Annotated in this window: 47 protein-coding genes, 2 tRNA genes and 1 pseudogene; 2 read left to right on the top strand and 48 right to left on the bottom strand. The window is 58.5% G+C overall.

From position 1 onward, the window contains the following. Window positions 1-12 precede the first annotated feature (12 nt). From ACFFXY_RS17540 to ACFFXY_RS17730, 40 genes and pseudogenes are all read right to left on the bottom strand, one after another. Window positions 13-774: a hypothetical protein gene (locus ACFFXY_RS17540; protein ID WP_382353284.1), complete on the bottom strand. Its 762-nt coding sequence runs from the start codon at window positions 772-774 to the stop codon at window positions 13-15. Between the two features lies 1 nt (window position 775). Next, a complete protein-coding gene (locus ACFFXY_RS17545) occupies window positions 776-1,129 on the bottom strand; it encodes a hypothetical protein (RefSeq protein WP_382353287.1) in 354 nt (117 codons plus the stop codon). Window positions 1,130-1,136: 7 nt separating this feature from the next. Continuing rightward, complete coding sequence (locus ACFFXY_RS17550; protein ID WP_382353290.1) at window positions 1,137-1,274, bottom strand: hypothetical protein; 138 nt, start codon at window positions 1,272-1,274, stop codon at window positions 1,137-1,139. Next, a complete protein-coding gene (locus ACFFXY_RS17555; protein ID WP_382353294.1) occupies window positions 1,271-1,468 on the bottom strand; it encodes a hypothetical protein in 198 nt (65 codons plus the stop codon). The genes ACFFXY_RS17550 and ACFFXY_RS17555 overlap by 4 nt, the downstream gene beginning before the upstream one ends. A 112-nt stretch (window positions 1,469-1,580) precedes the next feature. Then, window positions 1,581-2,147, bottom strand: a complete 567-nt coding sequence (locus ACFFXY_RS17560) for a deoxynucleotide monophosphate kinase family protein (protein WP_382353297.1) — start codon at window positions 2,145-2,147, stop codon at window positions 1,581-1,583. Continuing rightward, on the bottom strand, window positions 2,144-2,416 hold the full coding sequence (locus ACFFXY_RS17565; RefSeq protein WP_382353300.1) for a hypothetical protein: 273 nt from the start codon (window positions 2,414-2,416) through the stop codon (window positions 2,144-2,146). The genes ACFFXY_RS17560 and ACFFXY_RS17565 overlap by 4 nt, the downstream gene beginning before the upstream one ends. Next, window positions 2,413-2,550, bottom strand: coding sequence for a hypothetical protein (locus tag ACFFXY_RS17570; RefSeq protein ID WP_382353303.1), 138 nt, complete (start codon window positions 2,548-2,550; stop codon window positions 2,413-2,415). Before ACFFXY_RS17570 ends, ACFFXY_RS17565 begins: the two co-directional genes overlap by 4 nt. A 32-nt stretch (window positions 2,551-2,582) precedes the next feature. Beyond that, window positions 2,583-2,933 carry a DUF7574 domain-containing protein gene (locus ACFFXY_RS25405; RefSeq protein ID WP_446685446.1) on the bottom strand — a complete coding sequence of 117 codons (351 nt, stop codon included), beginning with the start codon at window positions 2,931-2,933 and terminating at the stop codon, window positions 2,583-2,585. Further along, entirely contained in the window at window positions 2,933-3,133 is a 201-nt protein-coding gene (locus ACFFXY_RS17575) for a hypothetical protein (RefSeq protein WP_382353306.1), read from the bottom strand. The genes ACFFXY_RS25405 and ACFFXY_RS17575 overlap by 1 nt, the downstream gene beginning before the upstream one ends. Further along, window positions 3,130-3,276: a hypothetical protein gene (locus ACFFXY_RS17580; RefSeq protein WP_382353309.1), complete on the bottom strand. Its 147-nt coding sequence runs from the start codon at window positions 3,274-3,276 to the stop codon at window positions 3,130-3,132. The genes ACFFXY_RS17575 and ACFFXY_RS17580 overlap by 4 nt, the downstream gene beginning before the upstream one ends. Further along, window positions 3,273-3,473, bottom strand: a complete 201-nt coding sequence (locus ACFFXY_RS17585) for a hypothetical protein (protein ID WP_382353312.1) — start codon at window positions 3,471-3,473, stop codon at window positions 3,273-3,275. The genes ACFFXY_RS17580 and ACFFXY_RS17585 overlap by 4 nt, the downstream gene beginning before the upstream one ends. Further along, on the bottom strand, window positions 3,473-3,796 hold the full coding sequence (locus ACFFXY_RS17590; RefSeq protein WP_382353315.1) for a hypothetical protein: 324 nt from the start codon (window positions 3,794-3,796) through the stop codon (window positions 3,473-3,475). The genes ACFFXY_RS17585 and ACFFXY_RS17590 overlap by 1 nt, the downstream gene beginning before the upstream one ends. A 40-nt stretch (window positions 3,797-3,836) precedes the next feature. After that, window positions 3,837-4,019 carry a hypothetical protein gene (locus ACFFXY_RS17595; protein WP_382353318.1) on the bottom strand — a complete coding sequence of 61 codons (183 nt, stop codon included), beginning with the start codon at window positions 4,017-4,019 and terminating at the stop codon, window positions 3,837-3,839. A gap of 240 nt (window positions 4,020-4,259) precedes the next feature. After that, window positions 4,260-4,589, bottom strand: coding sequence for a hypothetical protein (locus ACFFXY_RS17600; protein ID WP_382353321.1), 330 nt, complete (start codon window positions 4,587-4,589; stop codon window positions 4,260-4,262). Continuing rightward, entirely contained in the window at window positions 4,582-4,788 is a 207-nt protein-coding gene (locus ACFFXY_RS17605) for a hypothetical protein (protein WP_382353324.1), read from the bottom strand. The genes ACFFXY_RS17600 and ACFFXY_RS17605 overlap by 8 nt, the downstream gene beginning before the upstream one ends. Beyond that, on the bottom strand, window positions 4,785-5,006 hold the full coding sequence (locus tag ACFFXY_RS17610) for a hypothetical protein (RefSeq protein ID WP_382353327.1): 222 nt from the start codon (window positions 5,004-5,006) through the stop codon (window positions 4,785-4,787). Before ACFFXY_RS17610 ends, ACFFXY_RS17605 begins: the two co-directional genes overlap by 4 nt. 7 nt (window positions 5,007-5,013) lie before the next feature. Beyond that, a complete protein-coding gene (locus ACFFXY_RS17615) occupies window positions 5,014-6,993 on the bottom strand; it encodes a DNA polymerase (protein ID WP_382353330.1) in 1,980 nt (659 codons plus the stop codon). A 54-nt stretch (window positions 6,994-7,047) separates the two neighbouring features. Next, window positions 7,048-7,638, bottom strand: a complete 591-nt coding sequence (locus tag ACFFXY_RS17620; RefSeq protein ID WP_382353333.1) for a D29-gp49 family protein — start codon at window positions 7,636-7,638, stop codon at window positions 7,048-7,050. A gap of 347 nt (window positions 7,639-7,985) precedes the next feature. Beyond that, the gene (locus ACFFXY_RS17625; protein ID WP_382353336.1) at window positions 7,986-8,567 is read right to left on the bottom strand and encodes a hypothetical protein; all 582 of its coding nucleotides are present in this window, start codon (window positions 8,565-8,567) and stop codon (window positions 7,986-7,988) included. Between the two features lie 4 nt (window positions 8,568-8,571). Then, the gene (locus ACFFXY_RS17630; RefSeq protein WP_382353339.1) at window positions 8,572-9,351 is read right to left on the bottom strand and encodes a metallophosphoesterase; all 780 of its coding nucleotides are present in this window, start codon (window positions 9,349-9,351) and stop codon (window positions 8,572-8,574) included. Next, on the bottom strand, window positions 9,351-9,554 hold the full coding sequence (locus ACFFXY_RS17635) for a hypothetical protein (protein WP_382353342.1): 204 nt from the start codon (window positions 9,552-9,554) through the stop codon (window positions 9,351-9,353). The genes ACFFXY_RS17630 and ACFFXY_RS17635 overlap by 1 nt, the downstream gene beginning before the upstream one ends. A gap of 43 nt (window positions 9,555-9,597) precedes the next feature. Further along, the gene (locus ACFFXY_RS17640) at window positions 9,598-10,293 is read right to left on the bottom strand and encodes a toprim domain-containing protein (RefSeq protein ID WP_382353345.1); all 696 of its coding nucleotides are present in this window, start codon (window positions 10,291-10,293) and stop codon (window positions 9,598-9,600) included. A gap of 40 nt (window positions 10,294-10,333) precedes the next feature. Then, a pseudogene (locus tag ACFFXY_RS17645) lies at window positions 10,334-10,543 on the bottom strand (CHC2 zinc finger domain-containing protein); the annotation flags it as partial. Continuing rightward, window positions 10,494-10,685 carry a hypothetical protein gene (locus tag ACFFXY_RS17650; protein ID WP_382355579.1) on the bottom strand — a complete coding sequence of 64 codons (192 nt, stop codon included), beginning with the start codon at window positions 10,683-10,685 and terminating at the stop codon, window positions 10,494-10,496. The pseudogene ACFFXY_RS17645 and the gene ACFFXY_RS17650, both read right to left, overlap by 50 nt. A gap of 88 nt (window positions 10,686-10,773) precedes the next feature. Next, a complete protein-coding gene (locus tag ACFFXY_RS17655; RefSeq protein WP_382353348.1) occupies window positions 10,774-11,208 on the bottom strand; it encodes an endonuclease VII domain-containing protein in 435 nt (144 codons plus the stop codon). After that, entirely contained in the window at window positions 11,205-11,372 is a 168-nt protein-coding gene (locus ACFFXY_RS17660) for a hypothetical protein (RefSeq protein ID WP_382353351.1), read from the bottom strand. Before ACFFXY_RS17660 ends, ACFFXY_RS17655 begins: the two co-directional genes overlap by 4 nt. Before the next feature lie 154 nt (window positions 11,373-11,526). Continuing rightward, window positions 11,527-12,252 carry a DnaB-like helicase C-terminal domain-containing protein gene (locus ACFFXY_RS17665; protein WP_382353354.1) on the bottom strand — a complete coding sequence of 242 codons (726 nt, stop codon included), beginning with the start codon at window positions 12,250-12,252 and terminating at the stop codon, window positions 11,527-11,529. 98 nt (window positions 12,253-12,350) lie between these two features. Beyond that, window positions 12,351-12,713 carry a hypothetical protein gene (locus ACFFXY_RS17670; RefSeq protein WP_382353357.1) on the bottom strand — a complete coding sequence of 121 codons (363 nt, stop codon included), beginning with the start codon at window positions 12,711-12,713 and terminating at the stop codon, window positions 12,351-12,353. A gap of 47 nt (window positions 12,714-12,760) precedes the next feature. Then, a tRNA-Leu gene (locus ACFFXY_RS17675) sits at window positions 12,761-12,843 on the bottom strand. A gap of 219 nt (window positions 12,844-13,062) precedes the next feature. Beyond that, complete coding sequence (locus ACFFXY_RS17680) at window positions 13,063-13,242, bottom strand: hypothetical protein (protein WP_382353361.1); 180 nt, start codon at window positions 13,240-13,242, stop codon at window positions 13,063-13,065. Further along, the gene (locus tag ACFFXY_RS17685) at window positions 13,239-13,634 is read right to left on the bottom strand and encodes a hypothetical protein (RefSeq protein ID WP_382353364.1); all 396 of its coding nucleotides are present in this window, start codon (window positions 13,632-13,634) and stop codon (window positions 13,239-13,241) included. The genes ACFFXY_RS17680 and ACFFXY_RS17685 overlap by 4 nt, the downstream gene beginning before the upstream one ends. A 67-nt stretch (window positions 13,635-13,701) precedes the next feature. Continuing rightward, a complete protein-coding gene (locus tag ACFFXY_RS17690; RefSeq protein WP_382353367.1) occupies window positions 13,702-13,866 on the bottom strand; it encodes a hypothetical protein in 165 nt (54 codons plus the stop codon). 24 nt (window positions 13,867-13,890) lie between these two features. Further along, window positions 13,891-13,963 (bottom strand) — tRNA-Val (locus ACFFXY_RS17695). 8 nt (window positions 13,964-13,971) lie between these two features. Continuing rightward, complete coding sequence (locus tag ACFFXY_RS17700; protein WP_382353370.1) at window positions 13,972-14,184, bottom strand: hypothetical protein; 213 nt, start codon at window positions 14,182-14,184, stop codon at window positions 13,972-13,974. A 250-nt stretch (window positions 14,185-14,434) separates the two neighbouring features. Further along, window positions 14,435-14,623 (bottom strand): hypothetical protein, encoded by a 189-nt coding sequence (locus ACFFXY_RS17705; RefSeq protein WP_382353373.1) that lies wholly within the window; start codon window positions 14,621-14,623, stop codon window positions 14,435-14,437. A gap of 73 nt (window positions 14,624-14,696) precedes the next feature. After that, window positions 14,697-14,945, bottom strand: coding sequence for a hypothetical protein (locus ACFFXY_RS17710; RefSeq protein WP_382353376.1), 249 nt, complete (start codon window positions 14,943-14,945; stop codon window positions 14,697-14,699). A gap of 63 nt (window positions 14,946-15,008) precedes the next feature. Further along, complete coding sequence (locus ACFFXY_RS17715; RefSeq protein ID WP_382353379.1) at window positions 15,009-15,443, bottom strand: hypothetical protein; 435 nt, start codon at window positions 15,441-15,443, stop codon at window positions 15,009-15,011. 71 nt (window positions 15,444-15,514) lie between these two features. Continuing rightward, a complete protein-coding gene (locus ACFFXY_RS17720) occupies window positions 15,515-15,724 on the bottom strand; it encodes a hypothetical protein (RefSeq protein ID WP_382353382.1) in 210 nt (69 codons plus the stop codon). A 75-nt stretch (window positions 15,725-15,799) separates the two neighbouring features. Then, on the bottom strand, window positions 15,800-16,018 hold the full coding sequence (locus tag ACFFXY_RS17725; RefSeq protein WP_382353385.1) for a hypothetical protein: 219 nt from the start codon (window positions 16,016-16,018) through the stop codon (window positions 15,800-15,802). Window positions 16,019-16,451: 433 nt separating this feature from the next. Further along, window positions 16,452-16,739 carry a hypothetical protein gene (locus tag ACFFXY_RS17730; RefSeq protein WP_382353388.1) on the bottom strand — a complete coding sequence of 96 codons (288 nt, stop codon included), beginning with the start codon at window positions 16,737-16,739 and terminating at the stop codon, window positions 16,452-16,454. A 277-nt stretch (window positions 16,740-17,016) separates the two neighbouring features. Between ACFFXY_RS17730 and ACFFXY_RS17735 the strand changes: the two genes are divergently transcribed. Further along, window positions 17,017-18,108 carry a helix-turn-helix domain-containing protein gene (locus ACFFXY_RS17735; protein WP_382353391.1) on the top strand — a complete coding sequence of 364 codons (1,092 nt, stop codon included), beginning with the start codon at window positions 17,017-17,019 and terminating at the stop codon, window positions 18,106-18,108. Window positions 18,109-18,169: 61 nt separating this feature from the next. Next, window positions 18,170-18,451 (top strand): histone-like nucleoid-structuring protein Lsr2, encoded by a 282-nt coding sequence (locus ACFFXY_RS17740; RefSeq protein ID WP_382353394.1) that lies wholly within the window; start codon window positions 18,170-18,172, stop codon window positions 18,449-18,451. Window positions 18,452-18,496: 45 nt separating this feature from the next. On the opposite strand, the gene ACFFXY_RS17745 is transcribed toward ACFFXY_RS17740, so the two are convergent. The 8 genes from ACFFXY_RS17745 to ACFFXY_RS17780 all read right to left on the bottom strand — a co-directional run bounded on the left by ACFFXY_RS17745 (window position 18,497) and on the right by ACFFXY_RS17780 (window position 22,101). Then, complete coding sequence (locus ACFFXY_RS17745; protein WP_382353397.1) at window positions 18,497-18,694, bottom strand: hypothetical protein; 198 nt, start codon at window positions 18,692-18,694, stop codon at window positions 18,497-18,499. Continuing rightward, on the bottom strand, window positions 18,691-18,861 hold the full coding sequence (locus tag ACFFXY_RS17750) for a hypothetical protein (protein ID WP_382353400.1): 171 nt from the start codon (window positions 18,859-18,861) through the stop codon (window positions 18,691-18,693). The genes ACFFXY_RS17745 and ACFFXY_RS17750 overlap by 4 nt, the downstream gene beginning before the upstream one ends. Window positions 18,862-19,091: 230 nt before the next feature. After that, complete coding sequence (locus ACFFXY_RS17755) at window positions 19,092-19,535, bottom strand: hypothetical protein (protein ID WP_382353403.1); 444 nt, start codon at window positions 19,533-19,535, stop codon at window positions 19,092-19,094. A 78-nt stretch (window positions 19,536-19,613) separates the two neighbouring features. Beyond that, window positions 19,614-19,976, bottom strand: a complete 363-nt coding sequence (locus ACFFXY_RS17760) for a hypothetical protein (protein WP_382353406.1) — start codon at window positions 19,974-19,976, stop codon at window positions 19,614-19,616. 76 nt (window positions 19,977-20,052) lie between these two features. Further along, window positions 20,053-20,445: a hypothetical protein gene (locus tag ACFFXY_RS17765; RefSeq protein ID WP_382353409.1), complete on the bottom strand. Its 393-nt coding sequence runs from the start codon at window positions 20,443-20,445 to the stop codon at window positions 20,053-20,055. A gap of 87 nt (window positions 20,446-20,532) precedes the next feature. Next, window positions 20,533-21,390: a RecB family exonuclease gene (locus ACFFXY_RS17770; RefSeq protein WP_382353412.1), complete on the bottom strand. Its 858-nt coding sequence runs from the start codon at window positions 21,388-21,390 to the stop codon at window positions 20,533-20,535. Then, window positions 21,383-21,634: a hypothetical protein gene (locus ACFFXY_RS17775; RefSeq protein WP_382353415.1), complete on the bottom strand. Its 252-nt coding sequence runs from the start codon at window positions 21,632-21,634 to the stop codon at window positions 21,383-21,385. Before ACFFXY_RS17775 ends, ACFFXY_RS17770 begins: the two co-directional genes overlap by 8 nt. Before the next feature lie 71 nt (window positions 21,635-21,705). Next, window positions 21,706-22,101 carry a helix-turn-helix domain-containing protein gene (locus ACFFXY_RS17780; protein WP_382353418.1) on the bottom strand — a complete coding sequence of 132 codons (396 nt, stop codon included), beginning with the start codon at window positions 22,099-22,101 and terminating at the stop codon, window positions 21,706-21,708. Between the last annotated feature and the right edge of the window lie 123 nt (window positions 22,102-22,224).

Raw genomic sequence — 22,224 nt, forward strand, 5'->3', positions numbered from 1 at the left:
CCGAAGTGAAAGTCAGTCACCCGCCTTGCCCCAATCGACAGCACCAAACAGCTGATTACCAATAGTGACCCTGCTAGGCGTGAATCCGTCGTTCTTGCCGGAAAGGTAGCCCTCAGCGTGAACGACTCGGGTGCGGACCTTGGCAAGCTCGGTGCGGGCCGCGTCGCGGTCCTTCTCCGCCTTCCCCAGCTTCGTGCTGTACAGGTCTGCCCGGTTGTTAGCCGACTGAAGATCGCGCGCCATAGCGCGCACGCCCTCGGCAGGGTCAACGAAGTAGTACCCGGCCCCGCGGAGGGCGTCATTGGTCTTCTTGGTTCGGACGAGTTCCAACCCAGCCCGCTCCCTTAGTACGTCCGCCTGTCGGTTGGCCTCCTTGTTAGCCGCCTCAAGCGCGCGAATCCGCGCGGCAAGTTCTTCGGGCGTCTCGTAGACAGTCGAGACGTTAAGCAGGTGCCGCGGAGTAAGGGTCTGCTCCGCGAGACGGACACACGCGTCACTGACAGCCGCCCTGTACGGAGATAGCTGAGCCTCGTCCAGATACCCATACGTGACCCGCTTCCCAAGCGGCTTCGGATCGGGCCCGCTTCGCGGGCGCCTCGCGGCATTCCAAGCCTCGGCCGAGACATACGGATCACCCTTGACTAGCTCAGCAATCTTGCGAGTAGCCTTCTTGTGCTTTTCCTTGACCTTCGCAAGCTCCGCACGATCAGCGCGGAGCGCTTCTAGCTCTTTGGTCGGTAGTACCGTAAATTCCATAGCTACAGTTGCAGCCAATTTAGTCACTCCAAGAGATGCTGTCACCGTTCTTGACAAAGACGGTGTGGTTAGACTGATTGATAGTTACGTTCGTGTGCCCGTCGTACTTCTGCCCTATTTTCGCGAGAAAGCCCTCAACGTCAGCACGAGTGAGCTGGCGGCGCGTGCCGACAACCAGCGTGCCCCGGTCGGAAAGGACCCAAGAGTTTCGCCGCGGAGCGACGAAACCAGCCGCTTTCAGCTCCTTGTCGAAATAGGCAATTGCCTCGTTCACAGTGCCGACATATTCGCGGAAGATCGTTCCGTCAACGAACAACGAGCGGCGCTCGTTGTTAAGGAACAGCTCTAGCTGACGGACCTTTTCTACGGTCAAAGTGCTTTCAGTAGGCCGCATCGCGCCGCCCCTCGTATTCGTCAGACTCGTCTAGGAACTCGTCTTGCATGACGTCTTCCCACCAATCGTTTTCCTCGTCTTCGTGCAGCTCGATAAGACGGCCTTCGGTGTCGTAGTACATCACTCGCTATCCCCCATGATGAGGCGCCAAAACGCCGGATACTGCTCTCGGTAGTTACGGGCGGTTTCCTCAAGGTCAACCGTCGTAGGTGAGTTGCCAGTCAGAGCGGCAACGCAATCAGTACAGCCGTCGATGGGTGCGCCTTCCGCCGGAAGCTCTTCTAGCGGCGCGTCGTGCACGCCGCAATACTCGTCCATGTCTTCTCTCCGAATACAGAGAGGGCCCTGCCGAAACAGGGCCCTCCAAAGTTGTTGTGTTGTATTTAGTTGGGCTTGAACTCGACAAATTCCAATGGTTGTGATTTGAGATCTAGCCAGACATTGAAACTACGCTTGTCGATACCTCAAGAGCAAGATTGATCTTGGCTCTCAGGTCGTCAACCGTCTTGTCGTTCAGAACGTAGAGATCGCAGTCCCCGACTTTGATCGACGCTTCCGACTCGTGATCGTTGACCGGGCCAACGCCCGGCCGGTCAATCCACCAGACAACCCCGCCGTAGTCATGCACCGACTGAATTTCATTGGGGTAACGCACGTCAGTGATCACGTAGTCAAGGTGTGGCTTGTCGTATAGCGTCTCTTCGATCGGGGCAACCCAGGTGTTGTCTCCAAGGATCTCGCGGACACCCGCGCCTAGGCGCTGGAGCAGCCCGCGGACCTCGTCCGACTTCTTAGCGTCGTCCCAACCCCACTTAGTGACGTACCACGACAGCGGTACGTCTACCTCGTCTTCGTTGTCCCATACGTTCGGGTCGATCTTGATAGCAAGCTCCTTGAGCTTGTCCGCGAAGGCAAGGCGCGTATAGCCGCGGTCAACAAGGATCTTGCCCGCGGTGTCTTTACCGCTTCCGGCGTAGCCAGCAAGGCCGATGATCATAGAGCCGCTACCTTCGCAAGTCGAGTCGTCTTGAACCAGCCTTCTCCGGCGTCCTTCGCCGCCTGGGCAGAGTTGAAATGAGCGCCCCAGCCGATAAAACGACTAGGCGCCTGAGCGGCGAAGACCACGAACGCGCGATCCTCCTTCGCTCCGTTGCCGAAGCGTCGGACTTCGCCCTTAGACATCCGAACCGTCTTGCCCTCAGTCCGAACAGCAATCACCTTATCCCCTACAACTAGGGGCTCTCCGAACGTGTCAAGGAACGTCACTTAGCGATCTTCTCCGCCATTCGAGTAAAGAACTGTCCCAGCTCTTCCGTGGTGAACTTGCCAATGCTGGTAGGCCGTTCCGGCGTTTCGCCGAACGGGTCGAAGGTGGTTACGTGGAACTTGCCGTCAGGCATGACGGCAATCTCTAGCATGACCGGGTAACCCACTAGTTGCCCTCGCGCATTCGTGAAATCAGGTTGGTCACATCGGTTTCAGCATTAGCGCGGAGGTCCGACCAACCGTCAGCCTTCCGGTTAGCAAGGATGCCCTGAAGCGCAGCGGCGCACTGAAAGAAACTTCCCCTAGACAGCTCGTCCTTAGACCGAATGCCCTCAAACGGGGTCGGGCAAGAGCAACCCGAATCGGAGCCCCAGTAGAAGACGCCGTCCGCGTCCTTCCAAACCGCGGTCAGGTCAAACGACCAACACGGCTCAGACCATTCGACCTCGCCAACCTTAGTAAGGCCGTACTTAGAGGGCGACCCGTACGGGTCGCTATACCAATCGTCGCACTCCATTAGCTCTCCAGTTTCTTAAGTCGGGATTCAAGTGCGTGGACAATGCCCTTGGCAGAGTCGCGCGGGTCTACCACGTTGTCAAGCAGATGGGCTAGAACAGCCCTGTAGGCTCTTACAGACCTCGTATAGTCCGGAACACCCTCGTAGGTCTCCATTTCGCTCTGAGCCTCTAGGAGGCGGATAAACTCCTCCTCGGTCACTTACGCACTCCGATCAGCTTGATCGTGATCCGGGGCTTGCCGTCATAGGCAAGCTGGAAGTCAGTGACTCGGAACGTGAGTCCCTGGAACTCCACAGCATCACCAATAAGCAGCATCTTCTTGCGCCGTTTGAACAGTTTCATTCGCTCTCTCCGTACACCCAACCATCGCCCTCCGCGGATTCGTATACCTCCACACGCGCCGCGGCGTACTGGTCTGGAAGATCAGTCTTTACGTCTGAAATGAAGTTCTCATATCGCTCGTTGGCCTCGGCAAGCTCCAGGGCGTCAACGACGCGACTAATGGTCTCTGTATCTAGCGTCAGCGTATGCAGCTTCACTAGTCCCCCAGCTCCTCGAAGTGGTTGGCAAGCTGGTTCATGCGAATGATCGCGTCTGACGCCGTGGTCGACTGAGCGTCGTTGAACACGGGCGCCGGGGTGTCGTACAGGTTGTGGTGCGCGCCGTAGATCCGGTCTACGATGTCATGGTCGTACGCGTCTGACAGCTCCATATGCGCAATCGCAGAACCGATCAGGCAGGCAGGCGCCCCAGCGAGCGCCCTGTCCAGAACCGACCCGTCGCCGTCAATCAGCGAACCCTTAAAGTGCCCGTTCTTGCCGATGTACTCCGCTCCGCCGCGGAGCGCTTCACTGGTCTTCATAGTCTCTCCAATAAACAAGGGGCCCTCTCGGGCCCCTCTCTCACTCGTCTTCGCTAACTTCATCTTCGGCTAGCCACTGGTTAAGCGCAGTAAGTACGCCGATCAGCATTAGCGCTTGCTTCTCAGTAAAGCCAGCCTTGCGATATTCACTAAACAGCTCATGCGCTATAAGCGCCTCGAATTCCATGTTCGTCATAAGCTGTGCGTCGTCATCGTCTTCCAATTAGTCCCCCGAAAGCAGCGCGGTAATAGAAACAACCTGCTTGTTAGTAACGTAAGGGTGTGTGGTCTGAAAATCCCAACGCTTTTCTTGACTGTTGGGACGGTAATAGACCCGGCTACCAGACACCGACATGCAATCCGTATCGAACAGCTCAGGACGGTTTCCGTAAACCTTGCGAGTAATGATGATTCGGTCACCCGGTTCAATCGGGTTGCCGAGGGCGTCAAACGTCTCCGCCATTCATTCCCAATCCGGCGCGCACCAGCGGCACACCGTTTCTAGATTCGTCATCGTGTCCGCCTTGAAAGGATCAATACGAACAACCCTGAGCATTTCCGGGGCGGGCTTGCGCCCGCAGTTCTTAACGCACTTGTTGCCGTCCCGGTCTTTGACCGGCTGCACGTACGCCTCGTACGGAGCTGAACGGACTGCAATGCCCTCGACCCCTCCGACATAGCTAACCGTGATGGAGTACGCCTTGCCGCACTTGCACATATACGGCTTGCTGACGTATTCAGCCTTTCGGGCGTTCTTGAATACCTGCTCAGTCAGGCACTTGTGCCTAACCATCAGCGTCAGCCCATTCCGGCATGAGCTTGTCAATGTGCGCGTACACGCGCTTATACGCCTCAATAAGGCCCTTGCGAAACTCCTTGTCCCGATCAATGTCGTATTTCTTGATCTCGCTCAGCAAGTCCGAGGCGTAAGCCTCAAGCTCCTTAGCCGCCGCTTCGCGGAACGGCTGAAGCATTACGTCTTCGTTGCTCATGCCTGCTCCTTTACTTTCGTCAGTAGCGAGCCGAGCCGGTCGAACGAAGTCATGACCGCCTTGTAACGAGCCCGGGCCTGAATAACCCCTAGCTCATCGCCGTACGTAAGTAGGTTGTGCTCCGCGTCGATTGCCTTGCGACCCTCTTCCGCGAGACGTTCTCGGTTCTCGTTGATAGACCATATAAGGTCTTGCTTCTCCTTGTAACTGAAGTCCATTGCTCTCCTAGTGAATTGCTTCGTACCAAGTCCGGCCCGCGGGGCCGGAGTCGGCAGGGAACTCGATTAGTTGCCCGCCTTGCTTCGGCTTGAACGTGCGATACATGAGCTTGAGCATGTGCGTTCGCCACGCCTCGGCATTCGCCTTCGGAATCGACAGCAAGAGCGCGTCATGAATCTGCGCCTTGACCCGGCGCAACAGCGGGATAGGCATCTCAAGCAAGATGTCACAAATCATTTCCCGAGTGCCAGACTGCCCAAGCAGCGCCGGGGCTTGCGTGTACTCCCGACCCTTCTCAACCGGCATTCGCCGTCCCCAGTCGTTGACGACATAGCCGTTCCGCCGCGCTTCGCGGCGTACGCGGTTTTGCCAAGCGACAAGCACGAAAAACGCTGCGTCCATACCTTCGCAAAACTCGGTAGCCGTCTCAAGCGGCAGCCCAGAGGCTTTCTGAAGCCCTCGCGGGCGCCCGCCGTATGACCAGCCATGCCCGAGAGGTTTGGCTTGCTTGCGATAGCGCTTAGGGTCTTTGCTGACGATCTCTTCGCCCCACGCGGCGAGCGCATTGATCATGTGCCCGTCTGCGCCGGGCTCGAATCGCTCTGCGTATCGCTTGTCGCCGCTTACCGCGGCGATGATTCGGGCGTCAGCGTTCGACATGTCGAACTCAATCAAAACCTCATCATCGCTGTCAGCAATGTAATAGTCCTTCTCGACGGCGCCGGGGCCATTGTTCGTCCAGATGGTTAGACCCGGCTCCGTGGTCGACCAACGGCCGGACCGCTGCAACATCGTGATATCCGGGTGAACGAACCCGTCAGGGTGAACCGAGTCAAGAGCTAGCTGGGACAGCGACCGCTGTCCTTTCAGCTCTGCGAGTGCGGCTCCGAGGTCTTCGGCAGCCGTATCCTTGGTCAGCTCAATCAGTGCATCGCCAGAAAGCGACAGCCCGAAGTACGGCGGAAGCGGCTCTTGCTGCAACTGCTCTAGCTTCTCTGAGTCGCGAGCAATCCAGCGCTGACGCGCTGCAACCGACCGCGGCGGCAGCTCACCGCTACTAATCTCGTCCATCCAGCCAGCAAGATCCGCGCGGAGCGCTTCGGCCTTTTCCTTGGCCTCTGCAAGCTTCTCAGCCCGCTTCGCGTCAACCGGGGTCTTAGGCCAGTCAGGGCGTGTCCGCGCCGTAATGGCGTGGTCGGCGAGGGCCGACAGGATCGCCCGCTTGCCGGGGTCGGTATCCCACGGCGCCGCCCCTTCGGTCGGCAGCCCGTATTTGCTTTGCAGCTCTGCGAGGATCACGTCTTTGCGTGCTGCCAATTCGTCGCGACGCGCCGTCGCCTTGGCGATATCGACCCGTAGCCCGTTCGCTGAGATAATGAACTTGCGGCATTCAATCTCTTGCTCACGCATGGCGTATTCGTTGAGTGGCCCGAGCTTGAGAAGCGCCATTGCAACGGCCTCAGAAGCCCGTACGTCGCCTACCAGATAGTCGCGGTACCTCGGGTCATCTACTGGGATTTCGCCGAATCCCCCGAACTCGCGGGCTAGCTCCTTGAGATCGTGCGTCTTGCCTTGCACGCCTAGCTGGTGCGCTTGCTCGTCTAGGCTGAACCACTTCTTCATTGCCGCGGGCTTGTCCGCGATAGCCTTCCGGCCGAACCGGTCGACGTACTCGGACGGTGCCGGGTTCACGAGCGCCCCGTGCGTCCACGTGTCGTAGACGCGGCCTTGCATCGTCAGCTCTAGCGGCTCATCGCTCTTGACGCCGAACACGGCGGGCAAGTCGAATGAATGAATGTTGTGTCCGATGATCCATCGCGCAGAGCGGATAGCGTCTCGGATCTCGTCAAGATCCGTAGTCAGTGTGACGTGGTCCTCGCCGGACCACTTGTAACCGATCAGCCGGACGAACTCCTCCGGCGCCATGGTGAACAGCTCGGTAGCCGAGTGCGTCTCGACATCGAAAATGAGTGTCCTGCCCGGCATGGCCCCTCCTTTCTAGGGACAGGAGAGGGGCCCCGGAGGGCCCCTCGTCACTAGCTAGCGGACCTTGTCAGCCCACACGGTTTCCTTGCAGCTGTTGGGGTCTCGGTAGTCCGCCACGGCGGCGGGGCACTTGTACGCCTCAAACGTGCGGCCCGAGCCGTCCTTAGCCGTCCACGAGGTGTAGGCGAGCACGCCGTGCGCGCAAGCCTGACCCGTGGGAATCGGGGCGCCCTTCGTTCGGGCGTTGCCGCCGCCCTGCGGAGCCGGGTTCTGCGGGCGCGGCCCGCCCCAGCCGTTGCTAGCCGGTCGGTTGTTCTGCCGCGGAGCCTGCGCCTGCGGAGTAGGCGCCTGAGCGCCCCAAGCCGACTGAAGCTGGCGGCCCGCGTCCGCCGTCTTCGCAAGCAGGCCCGAGCGGATCACGTCGTCAAGGTGAGACGACACCGAGTCGGCCGTGGGGCCCTTGACGACAACCCAAGGCGCGTCGAAGTCGCGACCGGCCTTGAGCGTCGCGGAGACCGCCTCCGGCGAGGTAACCGCCGGGTCAGCCCAAGCGGGCTGACCCTCCTGCACAGGCGCCTCGGGCTCATCAGCCCACGGCGGAACATCGTTGTTGTCAAACGGGCCAGACTGAGTGTTGTAAGACATAAGTTAGTTGCTTTCCTTAGTGTAGTAGGATGCGGCGTACTCGCCGCCAACATAAGAAACAAGATCTTCGATAGGCCAATTGCTCAGGCGACACGGATAAGGCCCGTCGTCGCCGTCAAGAGGCCACTGTCCGTATTGCGGATGCGGGTGATAATTGAAAATCGTGCAGATTTGGTTGTAGTCCTTATCGCGGTCATCGGCCATTAGATGACCAGGTTCACGAGATAGATAAGGAACTCGATAACGTGGTATGCCCCGATGACAAGCAAAGCGACGCAGAGCGCCGTGAACCAGGCCGGGGGCTTCTTGGGTTCCGTAGGGTCTTTGTCAACCATGATGTGTACTCCTTAGTAAGTCTCAGACTTGGTATTGACAAGCTTGCGAGATCCGGTGAAGCCGGTCACCGCGCGGTCCTTGTGCCATTCGGATCGGTTCTCTCCGATCCGGTTCATTTCCATAGCGAGCTTGTCGACAGCACGCTTGAGGGCCATCGCGGCGGCGCCGGGCTTCTTGTGCTCGTCTCCGTTCTCCAGGAACGCCCGGACAATGGAGCCCTGTTCGTCGCGGTCTAGCGTCTGGTACGCCGTCAGCATGTCGCTGCGGCCCGCAATGTCGCCATCGATGTAGCACAGCGCCCCGCGGTCGAGTAGCTCACGCACCTTTTTCGGAGAATAGAAGTACGCGTCCTGACGCGGATTCTTTTCCGCAAGCTCCTTGCCACACATTCGCTGACCCGCCTGAACGAGGAAACGCACGGCGGCGCCGCCCTCGTCAGACGGCGTCAGTTCGTAGGATTCGCGAAGGACCCATTCCCAAAGGTTCTGATAGATCTCGTCATATTCGAGCGAACCAAACTGCGCGGAGACTTTCTCCGCGGCTTTCTTGATATCGGGCGCAATGCGCTTTAGGTATTCCTCACTGTGATTCAATTATCTAGTCCCACTTCCGTCCCTCAAAGATGAATGACCCGTCCTTGTAAACAGGAATGATGTCAACTTTCACCTTCGGCCCGTCAACGTCGATTACGGCGAAGCCGCTTTGCCAATTGGCGTAGCCACCCTTCTTGTCTAGATAGCCAGCCTTTCTCTTGTCCATGAAGTTGCCGACTTCGACGCCCCAGATAGTGCGCTCTCGCTTGGCACCCCCAACGGTCCCGGGCACCGCGGCGAGGCGGTGCGTATGCCCGCACACGATCGACGTGTCCCGCTTCCGGCCCGAGTTGAGCGCGGTAAGTCCGGGAATCTGAGAAAGCGACGCGGGCACTTTGTGCCCGTGGGTCGATTCCCAGCCCTTAGCGAACTCGTAGAAGTCGCCGCGGTCGGCTACGCCGAAGCCGTCGAAGTCGAGCAGGTTGCCGTAGTAGAACGGGGACTCCCGCTTGTCCTCGTAGTCGAGTGCGGGGGCGTACCGCCGCTGATAGTCGAGGGGCCGCGCGTCGTGATTGCCGATGTGCATTCCGACCGGGCCCGAATAGACCTGTCGGATCGGTTCAAAATACGCCCGCTTAGTCGCTTCAACACTGGTCTTAATGCTCCCTTCAAACTCAGCTCGGGTGTCTTTGCTCCAACGACTCGGCTCGGGAAAGTCGGTCAGGTCGCCAATGTTCAGCACCTCGTCGGGCTGAATGTCGCCGATAAACGCGATGTGCTTCCGCAGCATCGCCGGATTGTGAAACGGCAGCTGTACGTCAGGAGTGACGACGATTCTGAACACTACTCATCCTCGCCATCTACAGCCACATACGTAATCTGCCGAGTGTTGACATATGCCAATGCGCCCTCGTCACCCTCAAAGGAAAAGAGGCCCTCGTTTCGCATCGCGTTGATCAGTAGCCCACGCTGGTGCACGGTGAACTCCCAATGAATGGCGTCGCCGTTAGTGAACTTGATTGTCGTCAGACGCTTGTTGTCGTCCAATGTCGTTCTCCTTTTACAGACCTGTCATAGGTCTGTCTACTTCTTAAGCAAAAAATAACGCCTGGTCCCCTAGAACCAGGTCTCGCAAGCCGTTCTCTCCGCGGCTGACTAGTGTGTGGTTAACGTCCTTGTCCATGACAATGACCTTGACGTTGGCAATGCCGTTCTTCGGATCAGCCCACATAGCCGACATGTCCTCACCGGCTTTGTCCTCGTCTTGCAGCATGTACACAGCCTGATACCCGCCCAACAGCCGCGGATACCAGTCCTCCCACTGCGTAGCCCCGGGAATGCCGATCGTCGGCAACCCGGCTTGCTCCGCGGAGATCGCGTCTAGCTCGCCTTCGGTCACGCAGATGTAGTCCGTGTCTTTGAGCAACGCCGCGGGGTTGAAAATCTTGGTACTCAAACCCTTGCGGTGCATGTACTTCCGAACCTTGCCACCCGCGGCTCGCTGCCGCTCTTCGACGTCCGGCATAAGCCGGAACTTGAAAGACGAGCAAGACCAGCCCTTAATAGGGCTGGAGTGCAGGTAGGGAATCGAGATCCGACCCGTGAACGACTCGTCAACCGGCTCCGCCGGTTCACCCACGAAACCGAGGACGAACCTTCGCACCGTCTCGGGACTGAGCCCGCGACCCTCCAAATACTGGACGGCGTCCGGGTGCTCTAGTAGTTGGTTGTGGTACGTCTTCGCCGTACTCAAGAGCGATGCCCTCAAGTCGTCGCTGAGCTTCATCACGACTAAGCTTTTCCTCCTGTCGTATCAATGCAATTGCGTTGCCCTTGATTCCGCAGGCTAGGCAGTTGAACGCGCCTTCGACGGGGTTAACCGCGGCAGACGGATTCTGCTCTAGCCCGCCGGAATGAAACGGGCAGCGAACTTCAAACCATTTGTTTTTGTCGTCGGGTATTTCTTTCTCAAGCTCTAGCCCGTACTTAGTCAGTACGGCAATGATCAGACTCAACGCTAGACCCCATACGCTCATCCATAACACGCCCGATAAGACCGAAGTAGTCTTCCGCCGTATTGTTGAACATGTCCCGACCATTCATAACCCGCACAAGTCGGTCATACTCCTTGTCGAGGGCATTGGCCAACATAGAAAGTTCCTTCGCTGACAGCTCCATTTCACCTCCTAATAGCCGAGTGACAGCAAGAAAGCGAGCCACCAAACGTAGATCGCAAGTAGGATCAGCATGTCTCGAATAGGGTGTTTCATCTAAAATCCTTGTGATAGCGATTCCCAAGCACCCGCTGTGCGGGTGGATCTCGTAGGTACTCGATTGCTCTTTCAAAGAACTCGGCTAGATCACGAGCCAGCCCGAGCATTCGGTTACAGGGCTTGCACAGCAAGCCCCGGGCTAGGCCGGTCTTGTGATCGTGGTCGACAGCAAGGCGACGGCTTGCGCCCGTCGCGCGTTGGCAAATGAAACAGCGGCCCCCCTGAGCCTCGTATAGCTCTTGATACTCGCCGGGCGCAAGCCCGTAGGTATCACATACGTAAGCGTCGTGAGAGGCCGCTGTGCGGCGTTTCAGAGTTGCCCTATGGCAGGTATGGCAGCGGCCCCTAGGATGGGGCCGCTTGCACTTGCAACTCGGGTATCTAGTTATCCCCCTAGCCGCGCAGTCAGGGCACGGCGTGCGGGTCATCCTGTAAAGGACCACTCCCCTTTGAAGGCGTTGTAAGACACAAATCGGGTGGCGTTGAAGTCATGCTTAATCCAAAGCTCCTCCGCCCCGGGTGCTTCAAAGTCGTTGTCATTCAGGAACTTGACCAGCTCCTCATACTTGGCCTTGATTTCGTCGTCATTCACTAGCTAGCTCCTGTCGTGCCTGTCGCCGGAAGCGACGATTCATTGCCTGCTTAATCTTCTTACGCTCTCCCGGACGCCAGTGAAACCACTTCTTAGCGTACGTGGCGTCCTCCTCCAAGCCGTTGATAGCCCGCGGCTTGTTCACTTGTCCTCCTTACCCGATAACTTGAGTAGCCCTGTTCCAGGGAAAGTCGACGTATTCGCCCTCAAAGTGCTTTTGACCACTGCTGTTCTTAAGCACACTCGCGCCTAGCGAGTGCGGATCAGGGGCAAAGAACCCGATCACTTGCCTAACATTCTTACCAACCTTGCCAGACACTGATTTCAGTGTTGGGATTTTGTCGCCGTCTTCCATGTCGCCGGTCAGGTGGTGCAAGAGCACTACCGCGGCGCCGGTCTTATACGCCAACTCCTTAAAGAAGTCGACCACTGAGTTCTGCAACTGCCAGTCGCCGCCGCCGTCTGAGCCGTCGTCGGGCTTGACGTCACGTACGTTGTCGAGTACTACCAAGTCCGGGCTATGCCCGTGAACAGCTTCGTATGCCTCCATTTCGAGATTCACAGCATCGAACGTGAGTGGATAGTCAAAACACCATTGAATATGCTTTAGTGACTTACTGAGTTCAAGTACCTTGTCCTGATCCTTCGCCCGCTTCTCGTCTTCAAAGATGTCGAAGACGTTGCGAACTTCCCAGTTCTCCATAATGCCGATCATGCGAGGCGCAATCGTCATGATGTCACTGTCAGGACTGAAATACATAGTCGAGACGTTCGCCCGGACATCGGGCGCTGAAATGTAGTTGAGCGTCGTAGCCGTCTTGCCCGTGCCCGGCGCGGCGGTCCACATATGGACCTGACCGCGCCGGATCACGGCGCCCATGCGTGACAGCTCGGGCCACGGCATCGGCAACGGCTTCGTTACGCCCGTCTGGCGAGCCTCTGAGAGGCTTCTAAACAGGCTTTGCAATACGACCTACCCTAGGCCGGAACCAGGGCGCCCAGGCGGCTCTTGATCGCCTCGCGCCACTGCTCAGTCAGCGCAGCGTAGGCGGCACCGTACCCGCTCGCCTCGTTGTAGAAGAGAGGGTCCGAAACGCGGAACCCGCGGGCATCCGCCCAAGGGTTCACCGCGTTCGGAGCAAGAGACCCAACGGAGTCGCGAACGTCATCCGCAATAAACCCGCCGGTCTGCCCCAGCACGCAACTCCACATGTCGTACAGGTCCAGTTCTGCAAGATCGATCTCAGCCAGCTTGCCGGGGCGATTCTGCTCTAGCCAAGCGATGCCCGCCTGAATCTGCGAGCGGAAGTCGTAGGCAGTGATTTCACCAGAATTAGTCAATGTTGCTCCTTATACCAAAGAGCCCCGCTCTCCTGCGGGGCTCTCAGTGCGCAAGGCGGGACTTGAACCCGCACGTTCCGAAGAACACGGGAACCTAAATCCCGCGCGTCTGCCATTCCGCCACTTGCGCAGTGCCGCTTTCGCGGCATATTCAGTTAAACGTCGCCTACGCCGCTCGTGAAAGTCACAGCAACATAGTCGGTTGCCTGGTTGGTGACCTTGTACACGAGAAGCGGGTACTTCTCCGATCGCTCTTGAGCGAATCTGCAAGCCTTCTCCAGCGGCATGTCAATTGCCATGACACTCGGCTCCTGATCAATGCCAGTCGATGCACTGACACGGTACGTGTTCATTCCTCACCTCGCAACTTCTTGAGGATGGACTCTTGTGTCTTCGAGCGCTTGTCCAGTTCCGACGTGTCGCGACCGGGTTTAGCGTCGCTACGTCGAATGTCTACATGCGTTTTGATTTGGCTGACAGCCGCGGCAATCTCGGCTCGCTCTTCGTCAGTGAACTCGGGCTTCGTCATGCGCGGCCCTCGATCTTGCAGAGGTCAGCCCACGAGGTGACCTCATCGCCGTAGGTAAGCGACGGCCCGATAGCGTCGTTAATGCCGTCGTAGCGCCAGTAGTCAGAGAAAATCTGACCCGGCTTGTTCGGGAAGTACGTGCAAACCGCTTTGGTGTGCTCGTCCTTGTAGTGCTGAATCATCCGACGCTTGTCGCTGTCGTAGGACTGGATATCAATCCAGTTCGGCGAGTCCACGACGTGACCGCAGTTGGTATACCCGCAGGTGAAAAACACCTTGATCGGAACGCCCGTGCCGTCACACTGGTTGCACTTGGATTCAAACGAACCCGTACGATGCTTGATCGTGGTCTTGCCCGTGCCTTTGCAGCTCGGGCAGTTCTTGTCCTCCACTGCCTTGCTCCTTTGCTCGTTAACCGTTCAACAAAGAGCAGGGCCCGTAGGCCCTGCTCCGAATTGACTACTTAACGATGTCCGAGGAAACCACGGTGTGGTCCTGCTCAGGCTCCGCCTCGCGGAGCTTCGCAACCTCGCGGTTAGCCGCCCCCGCGGACTTGGGCTTGCCTGCCTTGGTGAAGTTGCCGTCCGAGTCGGACGAGACGACAACAGCTGTCTTCTTGAACACGGCGTGTCCTTTCTCTTGGTTGCGTGCTCTCACCGGGGCTTGAACCCGGGACACCCGCCTTGTAAGAGCGGCGCTCTCCCAACTGAGCTATAAGAGCCTATGAAGTTAGAGCCCGCGCTGAGCCAAGATCAGGCGCCCCCGCAGGTGCGCAGTCTTGACAGTCAGACCGGACTGAATGATGTAGTCGGTTTCAGTCTCAGCCGCCAGCCCGTCACTGACGGACTGCGCGTGATACGCGGCGAGGGCCGCGGTAGCCACCTGAAGCTCAGTCCGGTCAAGCCGGACGCGGCGGTACTTGCGCTGAATTCGGATCTTCACTTCGGTGCTCCTCTCATGAGCAAACGTACTTGGTATACACGATTTGATTATTGCTTAGGTTGACCACTTGCACAGTCCCCGCCCAACCGGCGGTCTTGAGTTGGTCGAGTAGGTTGATAGGTTCGTCCGGAGTTTCCCAAGTGCGTGATTTAGCCCGCGCACAGCGCGGAAACCTGATTGCGTACATTCAATCTCCAATGCCAAGGGGGCCGATCCCCAACGAATCGGCCCCCGTTCTATCGAGCAGCGGCTAAAGCTTGGTTCCGTACGCCTCGCGCTGAATGCGCTCGAACAGCTCCCGGCCCTTCAGAGACAACTCAATGAGGAAGTCCCTGGTCTCCGGGTCAAGCTTCTCGTTTTCCGACCGGCCTTCCCGGTCGGCAGAGGCGTATGAGAGCGAGTCGAGAATCGTCTCAAAGTCTTCTAGGCTGAAGTTCATCTTCTCTCCTTCTAAAGCTACAAAGGAAGGCCGGAACCTAATCGCTGTTCCGGCCCTCGTATTGAGGCTTCAGCTACTTCCCGAAGTCGCCGTTCTTAGCCGCGGTCATCGCGTCCAAGAGGGCGTCAAACTGATCCGCGGTCAGGTGCAGCCGCCCGTCCGAGTGAACGTTGTCCACGCTAATCTGCGTAAACGAGAGGTCGTAGGGGCCGCGCGTGCCGTCCCGGTAGACATCGACAGTCGTCCAGAGCCCTTCGTCACTCGTGCCCTTGACCGTGATGCGACCGGACTTGAGGCCGAAGCGGACTTTTGAAAGGTCCATGATCTTTCTCCTTCTAGTTGCTCCCCTACCGACTCGACGTAAGTCGAGTCGGACAGGCAATTACTAGCCACGAGATTCCAGCTCAGCAAGAGCTGTCTTCTTGACTCGCTCAACCGGGTGGAAAAGACACCCTTCAAGCTCGCGGGCCGACATCATCTTGAAAATGTCCTCGTACTCAATTCCAACATCTTGGCTGGGATCGTGCTCCGAGTAGAACCCGTTAGAGAGCGCGTCCACCAGCATCCAACCGTCTTTCAGGTTGTACCACTGTGCCCGCTCCCCCTTTACGGGTCGGTCGCAATCCTGCGGGCATTCGTCCGCATGGATTCCAAACCCTTTGTGCGCCATGTTTCGTGTGGTTTCTCGACTTCTGTCTTTGCAATCCTGACAGATGGGTTCACCGCGCTTGGTTAGCAGCACGGCCGGTCGTTCACACTTCCAGCCAGCCAACTCAGTCTTGGGAATTCCCCTGTTGTAGCAGGTTCCAAGATTCTCCATGCTTGACCCCTCTTTCTAAAGACTCCCCTAGCCGGATCAATGACTGATCCGGAAAGGCCAACCTTTAGAAGTTAGTTCGACCATTTGAGGTTGCGACGGAACTCGAACCCTGCGCAGCGCACACACAGCGGAAGGTACTTTCCGTACTTCTTCTGATTCTCTTCGGTCGCACGGGGGGCTTTGCAGCCGCCGTATTCGCACGTATCGCGGTCCTTGCACATCCAGCAATAGCAAATCTTGGACGTGCATTCCTTGTTGTTGTCTGAAACGAGGTAGCGCATGACTTGCTCCTAATTCTTCTGAGTGCCCCGGCTAGGTCGTGAACCTGCGGCCTCTCAAGCGGCCGGGGCGCCTTGCTAGTAGTTCTCGATCGCGTCGTCATCCGTGTTGACGCGGTACATGAGCTTGTGCGGGTTGAACGACTTCCACTCCGCCATGGCCGACTCGGCGTCTTCCAAGCTGTAGAGCTTGATCTCTCCGCCGGGTTCGCGACAGGGCGTCCACTCCGGTTCGTTCGCGGAGTAGTCGTTAGCGAACTCGACCCGCCAGACCGCGGCGGTAAGGATGTTGATCATTGTCTTGCCTCTCTAGTTGATTCCCCCGCACCTCCCGGCGAAAGCCGGGAAATCAGGGCCTACAACTAGGTAGTAGGTCCGTGGTTCTTTCGCCAACACCCCTTGGTGCATATTCGACTGGCGGTTTCAACGCTCTATGGGGCACTCAACGGCTAATCCCTTAGCGAGCTACACACTGTTTAGTTCTGTAACAACGGCTTCGTTCGGTTCCGCCCTCTCGGGCTTTCCCTTGCGATGACACTAGCTTAACAGACCTATGCTAGGTCTGTCTACCCGGGGTCCAAAGAAATTTCCCGCGGTCGTTGACCTGCGGGAACGCAGAGAAACGGGGCGGGTAGCCCACCAGAGAGCCGCGCCAGCTAAGCCCCACTACCCGCCCCGGTGAGGCGCAGAAGCCCGGGCATTAATCGGGCCGCCTCTGACCTGAGCAGCGCTAAGACATCCAAAACTTTGCCGCTACGCGGGCTAGCGAATCCTTCTGCCGCAACGTAAGTCGCTGTGAGTACTCGTAGTTGAGGTACAGCCCCGGCTGATCCGCGTGGATGCGGAAGGCATTCCCGAACCACTTCACCGGCCAGTCGTCTACCAGCTCCCAGAGCTGCACGACACGATCGCCGGGTGTGATCGTCATGCGGAGCGACAGGCCGCAGTGCTCGATATCTTCGGAGCGAATCCAACCAATTTTCTCCGCGTCCGGGTACGTCGAGGGCAGCTCCTTCACGTCGACCCGCCGGACGACGACGGGGTGAGTACAGCAAGGGCCCAATTCCGCGTTGAACAGTCCTTGATCGCAACCAGGTAGTTGTGCTCTTGCAGATGGTACGTACAGTGTCCTGTCCCGTCGTCTTGGTGGCGCGCAAGGATGCGACGCGCCCGGCGTTCATCCGCGGTCTCATGCCGCTGGTCTTCTCTGATCTCGCTCATAGGAGTAGTCTCAGTCACAGACATGTGCCTATCTAGTAGCCCGCCCGAACTTTGACCTTTCAGAGGTTTTCACGATGACTACCGATGCAGAGCAAGGCTGCCAGCTTCGCCAGCGGCGCAGGGAAGCCGGGGTCAAACTGTCCAAGGTCGCCCGCCTAGCCCAGAGATCCGAGAGCCACCTAACGAACGTTGAACACGGGCGCCGGAGCGCTACTCCCGAGATACTCTCGGCATATGAACGAGCGATCCGTGAGAGCACTGACATGAGGCGCCGGGATATCGTGACAGGTCTCGCCGGGGCCCTGCTTGCCCCGCAGGCGACCTCCGAAATCCTCCGTACCGGGTTCACCAGCCGTCTCGGTGCCCGGCCTACCGGCGATGACTGGGAGGAGCAGCTAGACGGCCTGGGTCGCTCCTACATGGCCGATGGCGCCACCGTTGTGCAAACCCAGCTCGCCGCGGACCTCGCGGTGTTGCAGCACGCTCAGGACTCTCCGCAGATGTGGTCGATCACGGCGCGGTCCATGGCGATCTACGGCAAGACCACGAAAGGCCCATCCGAGGCAATCGAGTGGTATGACCTCGCCGCGGTAGCCGCGCACCGATCACAGGACCGCGATACCGAAGTATGGGTAGCGGGCCGCGCGGCCCTCGCGCTCGGCTACGAGGGCGCCGCAACGCCCTCGGCATTGCGCTACGCGGACAAGGCCATCACGCTCGCAGGCGCTACGCCCTCCGCCGGGCTGTTGAACGCGCTCATGGGCAAGGCCCATGCGCTGACTACTCGCGGCCTCACTAACGAGGCGCTAGACACCTGGGATCACGTGCTGCGCGTCTACGATGCGATCAGTCCCGACGATCAGGTTACGGATTTCAATTACCCGTATTGGCGGCTGTGCGTTGTCGCCTCGCTCTTGCACGCCCGCCTCGGTGACCCGGAGGCGGAGTACTGGCAGGCCGAGGTCGACAAGTATCGCCCGGCGAACATGGTGCGTTTCAAGACTCACGTTGAGTTGCACCGCGGGCTCATGCTCGCGAGGTCCGGCGACTACCGCGGCGGAGTCGAGTACGGAGAGGCCGCGCTAGACGCGCTTCCGGTAGACAAACGTTCTCAGTCGCTATACCTTATGCTTGACGAGATTAAGGCAAGCAAGGCCGGGAGGTAGCAGCATGGCAAGGCAAACAGTCTACGTCGATGACCTAGACGGCTCCGCAGGAGCCGAGCCCGTGACGTTCGGTATCGACGGCCGGACGTACGAGATTGATCTAGGCCCGAAGAATGCCAAGAAGATCCGGGATTTTCTGGCCCCATATCTGGAAGAGGCTCGCGAAGTCAAGACCGATCGCCGCGGCACCAAGGCCCCGGCGCGATCGTCTCGGGGCACCGCCGCGGACAAAGAGCAGAACGCGGCTATCCGGGAATGGGCAGCGAAGAACGGCGTTGAGGTAGGCGCCAAGGGCCGCATTCCCCAAGACGTGGTAGCGCAGTACGAAGCTGCCCACAAGTAGCGAGCACGCAAGAGCCCCGGCCTGTAGGCCGGGGCTTTCTTGTGTCTACCGCGGGAGTCCTTCCGCGGCCTGAAGCCGCTTCATAAGGGCCCCCAACTTCTTGGAGTTGTGCTCCTTGTATTCCTCGGAGATCACTCCATCAAAGAGCGCCTTGGCAAGTTCGTTCTCTTCGCCGCTGATCAACTTGCGGATCATGGCGCATTCGGACTCGCTCAGCTCGATAGTGATGGGGTAGGCAGTCATTTGTCGGTCACCTTCCAGGCGCTCTCTGCATCTTCGTTAGTTACTCGGATGATGCGAGGGCCTTTCTGATCGTTGGTCAGGCTGACAACTCCATTCCAGATAGACACGTCCAGCTCAGTCATGAGCAGCGCCAGCATTTCGGCCTTGGTCTCCTGCTCAGGGGTCATTGGCCCTCCTTCTCGGTCTCGTCTTCTGTAGGAGCGAGCACTAGGGCGCCACACCAGAACTCCAACACACGCCTCCCGGTAGACTCGTCACGTACGCGGTAAGTCAGCCCCGTCTCTCGGGACGCCTCCTCGGCAGCATCTGATGCCTCATCCAGTGTGAGTCCGCCGGGCCCGCGGGACTCCGGCGCGGTGGGCGGCTTGCAACACACTACGTAGCTCATTCACACTCCCTAGATCCTGTGGCGGTCGGCAATGAACGACATCAGCCACGAGTCGTTGAACGGGTTGAGCGTCTCAGCGATCAGCCAGCCGCGGACAACCGCGGCCATAGCGTCGAGACGGTAGCTCGCAGCGTCGTAGCCGAGTGCAATCAGCTCCAGGGTAGTCGGGTCAGAAGTCGGCTCCGCGGGAGCCTCAGAGGGGCGCTCAGGAGTCGTCCGAACCCCATCGTGAAGCGCCCAACCCGCAGCGACATACCGAGCCGCGGCGCGCTTCGCGCCGTCTGCGCGGGTGTATGTGTCGTGGTGAAACCAGCGGTCTTCCCCGTCGTGCATGACCTGGAGAGCAACGGTCCTGTTGCCGGGCTGCGTGCCCGCCTTCTTGATTCGGAATGAGTAGCCCGACTCTTCGGCCTCGTAGACACCCGAGGGCGTCCTAGTCCATTTCAGTGTCATGATTGCTCCTTTGAAAGTCTCTGTGTCTGAGTTCCTAACCCGTGCGATCCGGTTCGGCCGGATCACCAGGCTAAAGACTCAGAGTCCGAACGGGCTGATTGGCTTCTGTGTAGCTGCAAGACTTCCCAGGATCGAATCGCGCGCGGATTGAATGCGCTGCGCTTTCGTCCTAGTGTCGCCTCGCAGTGCCGCGCGACCGGAAACGGTCAGCGCCCAAGCCTTGATTTCACCGGAGCTAGACCACGTACCCTGGTGCCTGAATTTGACCTCACGGCCGGTACCTACCTCGCGGATCAGTCCCTCACGCGCAAGGCCCTGCTCAAGGTTTCCGTTGATTCGGATCATGTCCTTGAGCTGAGAGAATCGAGCCCACGCAACGACACTCATCGGGTTGTCTGCGATTGTCTGGAGCGCTTCGCGCTGCTTCGGCGTGAGTTCCATAGTCTTGCCTTCCTTGTCTGTCTAAGTCGATAACACGGGAGCCCCGCCCCCTTTACGGGGCTCCCAGATTAAGGACTCAGAGACCATACTGCTTCTTGAGGTCTCGCCACATCTTCCACTGTTCCTGAAGCCGCTCCGCGTCCTTGCGAATGCGAATCTTCCAGGTGATCTCGTACATGCCCTCCGGCTTGCCCGCATCAACGTACTTGCGCTGCGCTTCGGTGACCTCAGTAAGCCTCTGCTCGGCATCCGACAGGTACGCACGAGCCATCTTGAGCCCTTCAATCTTCATAGCGTTCAGGGCCTCGTTGGTCACGGGCTGCGGCTCCTCGGACAGCTCCCGAGCAACCTGCTCGCCGTAGGTGTCGATCACTTTCTGAGCAGGCCACCCCATGATTTCCTCGGACACGCCGTGGTTGTCGATCATGTGGAATCGGATCGTGTTGGCGGGGAGTCGCTTCGTGTTCATTGCCTTGCTCCTTCGGTGCGATTCAACTTGCTGACGCAAGCCTAACAGCCCTGCAATAGGGCTGTCAAGCTAGTAGGCAAAAGAAAATCACACTGCGTCTGAACAGTGCTTTTTCATCATGCACGTGAAGCACGAGCCCGGCTTGGCCGGGTAGTCGCCGGAAAGCTTCACCCGCTCCGCTTCGGCGTACAGCTCAGTCAAGTGCTCCCGGGTGTACATCGAAAGGTCCCGCTCGCGATAGTCCCAGTCTTTCAGCATCATAAACCGGCCGTGCGTAATCGTGATGCCGAACAGCGCTTCGAGAACTCGGGCGTACAGCCCCAGCTGTTCGTCCGTGGCGGGCTCTTTCGAGCCTGACTTGTAGTCGACCGGCTCGATTCTGCCTGTGTCAGTCCACTCCCACACCGCATCGATGTACCCGATCACTGTCACACTGCCAAGCATGACCTTGAACCCGACTTCTAGCGCGGGCTCGCCGTCCGGGAGCGTCCACACCCTGAACGGTTGCAACGGCGCCCACTCGACATATCGCGCGACCTGCTCAGCGCCCACCTCACGGCGCTTGTCAATGTCGGCCTGCCTGGTCTTGCCGCGCCCGCCTCGGACCCACTCCGACTCCCACGGGTGGCTCGCGAGGTGCTGAGCAATCAGCCTGTCGAACTCGTCATAGAAGAGCTGGACGGCGTCCGCCGTCCGGCCGGACAGCTCCCAGTACTGCAATGCGTGGTGTTCCGCGGTGCCCTGGTCAAACCAAGCCGCGGTCAGCGGCTTCAATTTGTCTCCGTACTGATCTCGCGCCACGCGCTGTAGCCACCATTGCCTAGGGCAGTCCTCAAGCTGTCCCTTCTGCGAGTGGCTCAGGATAGTCAGACCATTTCCGGGCCCGCCGCGGCGGCGGTTTTCCCCCATGGGCGTATGCGCGTGGGCAGCAACCGTGTTACTCATGCAAAATCCTCCATTCCATGACGTGAATGCGTCCTTCCATTCTCGGTGGTATTTCCTCGATTACTGAGTTTGCCGAGCAGTGCAACTCAATTGTGTATTCGATCTCATCCAGAGTAGCTTTCGCGGAGCCCATAGGCTGATACGCGACGGCGCGCGAGAGTATGCCGGACTCCCGCACGAATTGAATGACGGTGTTTTGAAGTTTGACGATCTCCGCGGTTGCGGAATCTGTGGCAACGGACATGGCGGTTTCCTTCTCTGGATATGCAAAAGTGCGCGAAAGCATCGTTGCAATCGCGCACTGAAAGGTTTTGGTTATAGGTTCTTCTCCTCCACAAACGGCCTGCCACCGTGTGCCTCGGTTCTCGGTACCCAGTAAAAGCCCAAGGTCTCGTTATAGCTCCAAGTCTTGTTCTTCAACTGGTCAACAAACTTTTCAAGGTGCGAACGACTCCACTCGCTCAGCTCCTCCCCCGCACGATCCCGCTCTAGCGCGCGGAACATGTCGTTCGCGTGTTGTTTGCGGTGCTTCGGGTCAATGGGAACAGTCACGTAGCTAGACGTCGTTACGCGCTTCTTGACACGTTCGGGACGTAGACGTTTCATCACAGTGTAGACAGTAGCCCGGGAAATCCCGGTGCGGTCAACTATCTGTGCGGCTGTCAATCCGTCATCCGAAAGGGTTGTTATCTCTTCATCATATCGGCCCATGCATTGCAGCGTACACCACTACGGTAGGGCTGTTAAGACGGGTTTCCGACACTCTCTGGTCTATGCGCACACTGTGTAGTTCTCAAACAACGGGTTTCTCACTGCCTTCGACAGTAACACCCC

Source organism: Glycomyces mayteni (genome assembly GCF_042428885.1).
GTDB lineage: Bacteria > Actinomycetota > Actinomycetes > Mycobacteriales > Micromonosporaceae > Glycomyces > Glycomyces mayteni.

What these genes read in the sequence shown, in the direction of transcription:
- ACFFXY_RS17615 (WP_382353330.1), bottom strand. Translation starts at nt 6,993, where the DNA reads ATGCCGGGCAGGACACTCATTTTCGATGTCGAGACGCACTCGGCTACC.
- ACFFXY_RS17715 (WP_382353379.1), bottom strand. Translation starts at nt 15,443, where the DNA reads ATGGAGAATCTTGGAACCTGCTACAACAGGGGAATTCCCAAGACTGAG.
- ACFFXY_RS17655 (WP_382353348.1), bottom strand. Translation starts at nt 11,208, where the DNA reads ATGACCCGCACGCCGTGCCCTGACTGCGCGGCTAGGGGGATAACTAGA.
- ACFFXY_RS17665 (WP_382353354.1), bottom strand. Translation starts at nt 12,252, where the DNA reads ATGGGCGCCGTGATCCGGCGCGGTCAGGTCCATATGTGGACCGCCGCG.
- ACFFXY_RS17600 (WP_382353321.1), bottom strand. Translation starts at nt 4,589, where the DNA reads ATGGTTAGGCACAAGTGCCTGACTGAGCAGGTATTCAAGAACGCCCGA.
- ACFFXY_RS17710 (WP_382353376.1), bottom strand. Translation starts at nt 14,945, where the DNA reads ATGGACCTTTCAAAAGTCCGCTTCGGCCTCAAGTCCGGTCGCATCACG.
- ACFFXY_RS17605 (WP_382353324.1), bottom strand. Translation starts at nt 4,788, where the DNA reads ATGAGCAACGAAGACGTAATGCTTCAGCCGTTCCGCGAAGCGGCGGCT.
- ACFFXY_RS17640 (WP_382353345.1), bottom strand. Translation starts at nt 10,293, where the DNA reads ATGAAGCTCAGCGACGACTTGAGGGCATCGCTCTTGAGTACGGCGAAG.
- ACFFXY_RS17745 (WP_382353397.1), bottom strand. Translation starts at nt 18,694, where the DNA reads ATGACTGCCTACCCCATCACTATCGAGCTGAGCGAGTCCGAATGCGCC.
- ACFFXY_RS17555 (WP_382353294.1), bottom strand. Translation starts at nt 1,468, where the DNA reads ATGGACGAGTATTGCGGCGTGCACGACGCGCCGCTAGAAGAGCTTCCG.
- ACFFXY_RS17610 (WP_382353327.1), bottom strand. Translation starts at nt 5,006, where the DNA reads ATGGACTTCAGTTACAAGGAGAAGCAAGACCTTATATGGTCTATCAAC.
- ACFFXY_RS17735 (WP_382353391.1), top strand. Translation starts at nt 17,017, where the DNA reads ATGACTACCGATGCAGAGCAAGGCTGCCAGCTTCGCCAGCGGCGCAGG.
- ACFFXY_RS17560 (WP_382353297.1), bottom strand. Translation starts at nt 2,147, where the DNA reads ATGATCATCGGCCTTGCTGGCTACGCCGGAAGCGGTAAAGACACCGCG.
- ACFFXY_RS17650 (WP_382355579.1), bottom strand. Translation starts at nt 10,685, where the DNA reads ATGGAGCTGTCAGCGAAGGAACTTTCTATGTTGGCCAATGCCCTCGAC.
- ACFFXY_RS17765 (WP_382353409.1), bottom strand. Translation starts at nt 20,445, where the DNA reads ATGAACACGAAGCGACTCCCCGCCAACACGATCCGATTCCACATGATC.
- ACFFXY_RS17760 (WP_382353406.1), bottom strand. Translation starts at nt 19,976, where the DNA reads ATGGAACTCACGCCGAAGCAGCGCGAAGCGCTCCAGACAATCGCAGAC.
- ACFFXY_RS17755 (WP_382353403.1), bottom strand. Translation starts at nt 19,535, where the DNA reads ATGACACTGAAATGGACTAGGACGCCCTCGGGTGTCTACGAGGCCGAA.
- ACFFXY_RS17770 (WP_382353412.1), bottom strand. Translation starts at nt 21,390, where the DNA reads ATGAGTAACACGGTTGCTGCCCACGCGCATACGCCCATGGGGGAAAAC.
- ACFFXY_RS17620 (WP_382353333.1), bottom strand. Translation starts at nt 7,638, where the DNA reads ATGTCTTACAACACTCAGTCTGGCCCGTTTGACAACAACGATGTTCCG.
- ACFFXY_RS17705 (WP_382353373.1), bottom strand. Translation starts at nt 14,623, where the DNA reads ATGAACTTCAGCCTAGAAGACTTTGAGACGATTCTCGACTCGCTCTCA.
- ACFFXY_RS17750 (WP_382353400.1), bottom strand. Translation starts at nt 18,861, where the DNA reads ATGACCCCTGAGCAGGAGACCAAGGCCGAAATGCTGGCGCTGCTCATG.
- ACFFXY_RS17720 (WP_382353382.1), bottom strand. Translation starts at nt 15,724, where the DNA reads ATGCGCTACCTCGTTTCAGACAACAACAAGGAATGCACGTCCAAGATT.
- ACFFXY_RS17580 (WP_382353309.1), bottom strand. Translation starts at nt 3,276, where the DNA reads ATGAAACTGTTCAAACGGCGCAAGAAGATGCTGCTTATTGGTGATGCT.
- ACFFXY_RS17780 (WP_382353418.1), bottom strand. Translation starts at nt 22,101, where the DNA reads ATGGGCCGATATGATGAAGAGATAACAACCCTTTCGGATGACGGATTG.
- ACFFXY_RS17590 (WP_382353315.1), bottom strand. Translation starts at nt 3,796, where the DNA reads ATGAAGACCAGTGAAGCGCTCCGCGGCGGAGCGGAGTACATCGGCAAG.
- ACFFXY_RS25405 (WP_446685446.1), bottom strand. Translation starts at nt 2,933, where the DNA reads ATGGAGTGCGACGATTGGTATAGCGACCCGTACGGGTCGCCCTCTAAG.
- ACFFXY_RS17680 (WP_382353361.1), bottom strand. Translation starts at nt 13,242, where the DNA reads ATGACGAAGCCCGAGTTCACTGACGAAGAGCGAGCCGAGATTGCCGCG.
- ACFFXY_RS17570 (WP_382353303.1), bottom strand. Translation starts at nt 2,550, where the DNA reads ATGCCTGACGGCAAGTTCCACGTAACCACCTTCGACCCGTTCGGCGAA.
- ACFFXY_RS17775 (WP_382353415.1), bottom strand. Translation starts at nt 21,634, where the DNA reads ATGTCCGTTGCCACAGATTCCGCAACCGCGGAGATCGTCAAACTTCAA.
- ACFFXY_RS17725 (WP_382353385.1), bottom strand. Translation starts at nt 16,018, where the DNA reads ATGATCAACATCCTTACCGCCGCGGTCTGGCGGGTCGAGTTCGCTAAC.